Below are 5,560 nucleotides of genomic sequence, written 5' to 3'. Positions count from 1 at the left end.
GGAATTTAATCTTGACGATGACCTACTCTCACATGGGGAAACCCCACACTACCATCGGCGATGCATCGTTTCACTGCTGAGTTCGGGATGGGATCAGGTGGTTCCAATGCTCTATGGTCGTCAAGAAATTCGGGTACTGAGTCGCGACCAGTTGGCCTCGCTTCAGCAAATTGGGTATGTGATAGCTTCGGTGTTTTGTGAGATTCGAACTTTCGGTTCGTTTCGTCTTCACACACCGCAATCTGGTGCCTTTTCAGGTCAGCAAATTGCTTGGGTGTTATATGGTCAAGCCTCACGGGCAATTAGTATTGGTTAGCTCAACGCCTCACAGCGCTTACACACCCAACCTATCAACGTCGTAGTCTTCGACGGCCCTTCAGGGAACTCAAGGTTCCAGTGAGATCTCATCTTGAGGCTAGTTTCCCGCTTAGATGCTTTCAGCGGTTATCTATTCCGAACATAGCTACCCGGCAATGCCACTGGCGTGACAACCGGAACACCAGAGGTTCGTCCACTCCGGTCCTCTCGTACTAGGAGCAGCCCCTCTCAAATCTCAAACGTCCACGGCAGATAGGGACCGAACTGTCTCACGACGTTCTAAACCCAGCTCGCGTACCACTTTAAATGGCGAACAGCCATACCCTTGGGACCGGCTTCAGCCCCAGGATGTGATGAGCCGACATCGAGGTGCCAAACACCGCCGTCGATATGAACTCTTGGGCGGTATCAGCCTGTTATCCCCGGAGTACCTTTTATCCGTTGAGCGATGGCCCTTCCATACAGAACCACCGGATCACTAAGACCTACTTTCGTACCTGCTCGACGTGTCTGTCTCGCAGTCAAGCGCGCTTTTGCCTTTATACTCTACGACCGATTTCCGACCGGTCTGAGCGCACCTTCGTACTCCTCCGTTACTCTTTAGGAGGAGACCGCCCCAGTCAAACTACCCACCATACACTGTCCTCGATCCGGATAACGGACCTGAGTTAGAACCTCAAAGTTGCCAGGGTGGTATTTCAAGGTTGGCTCCACGCGAACTGGCGTCCACGCTTCAAAGCCTCCCACCTATCCTACACAAGCAAATTCAAAGTCCAGTGCAAAGCTATAGTAAAGGTTCACGGGGTCTTTCCGTCTAGCCGCGGATACACTGCATCTTCACAGCGATTTCAATTTCACTGAGTCTCGGGTGGAGACAGCGCCGCCATCGTTACGCCATTCGTGCAGGTCGGAACTTACCCGACAAGGAATTTCGCTACCTTAGGACCGTTATAGTTACGGCCGCCGTTTACCGGGGCTTCGATCAAGAGCTTCGCGTTAGCTAACCCCATCAATTAACCTTCCGGCACCGGGCAGGCGTCACACCCTATACGTCCACTTTCGTGTTTGCAGAGTGCTGTGTTTTTAATAAACAGTCGCAGCGGCCTGGTATCTTCGACCGGCATGAGCTTACGGAGCAAGTCCTTCACCCTCACCGGCGCACCTTCTCCCGAAGTTACGGTGCCATTTTGCCTAGTTCCTTCACCCGAGTTCTCTCAAGCGCCTTGGTATTCTCTACCCAACCACCTGTGTCGGTTTGGGGTACGGTTCCTGGTTACCTGAAGCTTAGAAGCTTTTCTTGGAAGCATGGCATCAACCACTTCGTTAACTAAAAGTTAACTCGTCATCAGCTCTCGGCCTTAGAATCCCGGATTTACCTAAGATTCCAGCCTACCACCTTAAACTTGGACAACCAACGCCAAGCTGGCCTAGCCTTCTCCGTCCCTCCATCGCAATAACCAGAAGTACAGGAATATTAACCTGTTTTCCATCGACTACGCTTTTCAGCCTCGCCTTAGGGACCGACTAACCCTGCGTCGATTAACGTTGCGCAGGAAACCTTGGTCTTTCGGCGTGGGTGTTTTTCACACCCATTATCGTTACTCATGTCAGCATTCGCACTTCTGATACCTCCAGCAAGCTTCTCAACTCACCTTCACAGGCTTACAGAACGCTCCTCTACCGCATCATCCGAAGATGATACCCGTAGCTTCGGTGTATGGTTTGAGCCCCGTTACATCTTCCGCGCAGGCCGACTCGACTAGTGAGCTATTACGCTTTCTTTAAAGGGTGGCTGCTTCTAAGCCAACCTCCTAGCTGTCTAAGCCTTCCCACATCGTTTCCCACTTAACCATAACTTTGGGACCTTAGCTGACGGTCTGGGTTGTTTCCCTTTTCACGACGGACGTTAGCACCCGCCGTGTGTCTCCCATGCTCGGCACTTGTAGGTATTCGGAGTTTGCATCGGTTTGGTAAGTCGGGATGACCCCCTAGCCGAAACAGTGCTCTACCCCCTACAGTGATACATGAGGCGCTACCTAAATAGCTTTCGAGGAGAACCAGCTATCTCCGAGCTTGATTAGCCTTTCACTCCGATCCACAGGTCATCCGCTAACTTTTCAACGGTAGTCGGTTCGGTCCTCCAGTTAGTGTTACCCAACCTTCAACCTGCCCATGGATAGATCGCCCGGTTTCGGGTCTATTCCCAGCGACTAGACGCCCTATTAAGACTCGCTTTCGCTACGCCTCCCCTATTCGGTTAAGCTCGCCACTGAAAATAAGTCGCTGACCCATTATACAAAAGGTACGCAGTCACCCAACAAAGTGGGCTCCCACTGCTTGTACGCATACGGTTTCAGGATCTATTTCACTCCCCTCTCCGGGGTTCTTTTCGCCTTTCCCTCACGGTACTAGTTCACTATCGGTCAGTCAGTAGTATTTAGCCTTGGAGGATGGTCCCCCCATATTCAGACAAAGTTTCTCGTGCTCCGTCCTACTCGATTTCATGACTAAGAGATTTTCGCGTACAGGGCTATCACCCACTATGGCCGCACTTTCCAGAGCGTTCCGCTAATCTCAAAGCCACTTAAGGGCTAGTCCCCGTTCGCTCGCCACTACTAAGGGAATCTCGGTTGATTTCTTTTCCTCAGGGTACTTAGATGTTTCAGTTCCCCTGGTTCGCTCCATACACCTATGTATTCAGTGTAAGGTAACCATCTTATGATGGCTGGGTTCCCCCATTCAGACATCTCCGGATCAAAGTCTGTTTGCCGACTCCCCGAAGCTTTTCGCAGGCTACCACGTCTTTCATCGCCTCTGACTGCCAAGGCATCCACCGTATGCGCTTCTTCACTTGACCATATAACCCCAAGCAATCTGGTTATACTGTGAAGACGACATTCGCCGAAAATTCGAATTTCTCAATTAAGAGAACTCACAAATTTTACCTTAGCCTGATCCGTTACCAGTGAAAGTAACGTTCAGTCTATCTTTCTATCACATACCCAAATTTTTAAAGAACGATCTAATCAAAGACTAGAAATCAACATTCACCATCACCAGGATGGAATGCTCATTTCTAAGCTTTCAACTTCTAGAAGCAGTAGTGGTGGAGCCAAACGGGATCGAACCGTTGACCTCCTGCGTGCAAGGCAGGCGCTCTCCCAGCTGAGCTATGGCCCCGTATTTCTACAGGCGTTTCCCACACAAAATTGGTGGGTCTGGGCAGATTCGAACTGCCGACCTCACCCTTATCAGGGGTGCGCTCTAACCAACTGAGCTACAGACCCAATTTCGGGCTGCTTCTTTATCGTCTTCTTCAATGAATCAAGCAATTCGTGTGGGAACTTATGGAGCAGCTGATGTCGTCGATTAAGGAGGTGATCCAGCCGCAGGTTCCCCTACGGCTACCTTGTTACGACTTCACCCCAGTCATGAATCACACCGTGGTAACCGTCCTCCCGAAGGTTAGACTAGCTACTTCTGGTGCAACCCACTCCCATGGTGTGACGGGCGGTGTGTACAAGGCCCGGGAACGTATTCACCGCGACATTCTGATTCGCGATTACTAGCGATTCCGACTTCACGCAGTCGAGTTGCAGACTGCGATCCGGACTACGATCGGTTTTCTGGGATTAGCTCCACCTCGCGGCTTGGCAACCCTCTGTACCGACCATTGTAGCACGTGTGTAGCCCAGGCCGTAAGGGCCATGATGACTTGACGTCATCCCCACCTTCCTCCGGTTTGTCACCGGCAGTCTCCTTAGAGTGCCCACCATGACGTGCTGGTAACTAAGGACAAGGGTTGCGCTCGTTACGGGACTTAACCCAACATCTCACGACACGAGCTGACGACAGCCATGCAGCACCTGTCTCAATGTTCCCGAAGGCACCAATCTATCTCTAGAAAGTTCATTGGATGTCAAGGCCTGGTAAGGTTCTTCGCGTTGCTTCGAATTAAACCACATGCTCCACCGCTTGTGCGGGCCCCCGTCAATTCATTTGAGTTTTAACCTTGCGGCCGTACTCCCCAGGCGGTCAACTTAATGCGTTAGCTGCGCCACTAAGAGCTCAAGGCTCCCAACGGCTAGTTGACATCGTTTACGGCGTGGACTACCAGGGTATCTAATCCTGTTTGCTCCCCACGCTTTCGCACCTCAGTGTCAGTATCAGTCCAGGTGGTCGCCTTCGCCACTGGTGTTCCTTCCTATATCTACGCATTTCACCGCTACACAGGAAATTCCACCACCCTCTACCATACTCTAGCTCGTCAGTTTTGAATGCAGTTCCCAGGTTGAGCCCGGGGATTTCACATCCAACTTAACGAACCACCTACGCGCGCTTTACGCCCAGTAATTCCGATTAACGCTTGCACCCTCTGTATTACCGCGGCTGCTGGCACAGAGTTAGCCGGTGCTTATTCTGTCGGTAACGTCAAAACAGCAAAGTATTAATTTACTGCCCTTCCTCCCAACTTAAAGTGCTTTACAATCCGAAGACCTTCTTCACACACGCGGCATGGCTGGATCAGGCTTTCGCCCATTGTCCAATATTCCCCACTGCTGCCTCCCGTAGGAGTCTGGACCGTGTCTCAGTTCCAGTGTGACTGATCATCCTCTCAGACCAGTTACGGATCGTCGCCTTGGTGAGCCATTACCTCACCAACTAGCTAATCCGACCTAGGCTCATCTGATAGCGCAAGGCCCGAAGGTCCCCTGCTTTCTCCCGTAGGACGTATGCGGTATTAGCGTCCGTTTCCGAACGTTATCCCCCACTACCAGGCAGATTCCTAGGCATTACTCACCCGTCCGCCGCTCTCAAGAGAAGCAAGCTTCTCTCTACCGCTCGACTTGCATGTGTTAGGCCTGCCGCCAGCGTTCAATCTGAGCCATGATCAAACTCTTCAGTTCAAACATCTTTGGGTTTTTAAGAAACCCTAAACTTGGCTCAGCAATCGTTGGTTACATCTTTGATTTCTCGCGGAGTAACTTGTGATGCTGATAATCTTGTTGACTATCAGTCTGACTCCACAAGCACCCACACGAATTGCTTGATTCAGTTGTTAAAGAGCGGTTGGTTAAGATCTTTCGTCTCAACCGAGGCGCGCATTCTACAGCAGCCTCATTTGCTGTCAAGTGATTATTTTCAGAAGTTTTCGAGGAATTCCTCAACAACTTCAACCACTTGCGCTTCCGATCTCTCGTTAGCGGGAGGCGAATTCTACAGCGTTACACGCTGCTGTCAA

At 51.1% G+C, this 5,560-nt stretch carries 2 tRNA genes and 3 rRNA genes; all 5 read right to left on the bottom strand.

What is annotated here, in order from left to right:
- Positions 1 to 9: 9 nt before the first annotated feature.
- Positions 10 to 125: ribosomal RNA gene (gene rrf, locus V3W39_RS33475) — 5S ribosomal RNA — on the bottom strand.
- Positions 126 to 281: 156 nt separating this feature from the next.
- Positions 282 to 3,175 (bottom strand): 23S ribosomal RNA (locus V3W39_RS33470).
- Between the two features lie 247 nt (positions 3,176 to 3,422).
- Positions 3,423 to 3,498, bottom strand: a tRNA-Ala gene (locus tag V3W39_RS33465).
- 30 nt (positions 3,499 to 3,528) lie between these two features.
- Positions 3,529 to 3,605: transfer RNA gene (locus tag V3W39_RS33460), tRNA-Ile, on the bottom strand.
- Between the two features lie 83 nt (positions 3,606 to 3,688).
- Positions 3,689 to 5,225, bottom strand: a 16S ribosomal RNA gene (locus V3W39_RS33455).
- Together the 16S, 23S and 5S rRNA genes with 2 tRNA genes alongside form the textbook arrangement of a ribosomal RNA operon.
- Positions 5,226 to 5,560: the final 335 nt, after the last annotated feature.

Origin of the sequence: Pseudomonas sp. Z18(2022) (assembly GCF_036346535.1) — a bacterium.
In the GTDB taxonomy this organism is placed as follows: domain Bacteria; phylum Pseudomonadota; class Gammaproteobacteria; order Pseudomonadales; family Pseudomonadaceae; genus Aquipseudomonas; species Aquipseudomonas yamanorum_A.
This window is presented reverse-complemented; position numbering and strand designations above follow the sequence as displayed.